Here is a 775-nt window from a genome sequence, read left to right as displayed (position 1 = left end):
GCTGGACGCGCCGGAGAAGCCGTACGGGATCAGCGACGAGGACTGGACGACCGAGGTCCGCAAGCGCCGCCTGCTCCTCCTCGGCTCCCTGGCCAAGACCGTGCTCCGCCGGGAGCTGCACCCGATGGAGCACACCGCTCTGGACATCGCGCTCGACCAGGTCGTCGCCTACACGCAGCAGACGGGCACGACACCGCTGCTCGGCGACGTCGCCTACGTCCTCGGCTCCCCCCAGCACCTCGACGCCGCCATCGGCGAATCGTCCGGGCGGCTCGGACGAGCCGCCGAGGACCTCGCCCACGCCCTGCGCCGCATGATCCACGGCGATCTCGGCGGGCTGTTCGACGCCCCGTCGACCGTGCGGTTCGATCCGTCGGCGCCGATGCTGTCCATCGACCTGTCCCGGCTCGGCGGCACCGGCGACGACACGGGGCTGGTGCTGGCGATGACGTGTGCGTCGGCGTGGATGGAGGCGGCGATCTCTGACCCCACCGCCGGGCGGCGGTGGGTGATCTACGACGAGGCGTGGCGGGTGATGCGGCATGTCGCCCTGCTGGAGCGGATGCAGTCCCAGTGGAAACTGAGCCGGGGTCTGGGCATCGCCAACGTCATGGTGATTCACCGGCTGTCGGATCTGCTGACCGCGGGCGAGGCCGGCTCCCGGGGCCGGGCCCTCGCGGAGGGTCTCCTCACGGACTGTTCGACGCGGATCATCTACCGGCAGGAGGCCGACCAGCTCGCCTCCGCCTCCGCCCTCCTCGGGCTGACCGGCGTC

1 pseudogene is annotated in these 775 nt (G+C 71.7%); it reads left to right on the top strand.

The window, feature by feature from the left end:
* Positions 1-775: pseudogene (locus FF041_RS39695) on the top strand (ATP-binding protein); the annotation flags it as partial.

This window comes from Streptomyces jumonjinensis, from assembly GCF_009600885.1.
GTDB classification, from domain to species: domain Bacteria; phylum Actinomycetota; class Actinomycetes; order Streptomycetales; family Streptomycetaceae; genus Streptomyces; species Streptomyces jumonjinensis.
The sequence above is the reverse complement of the archived record's forward strand: the minus strand, read 5'-3'. Positions and strand labels throughout refer to the sequence as shown.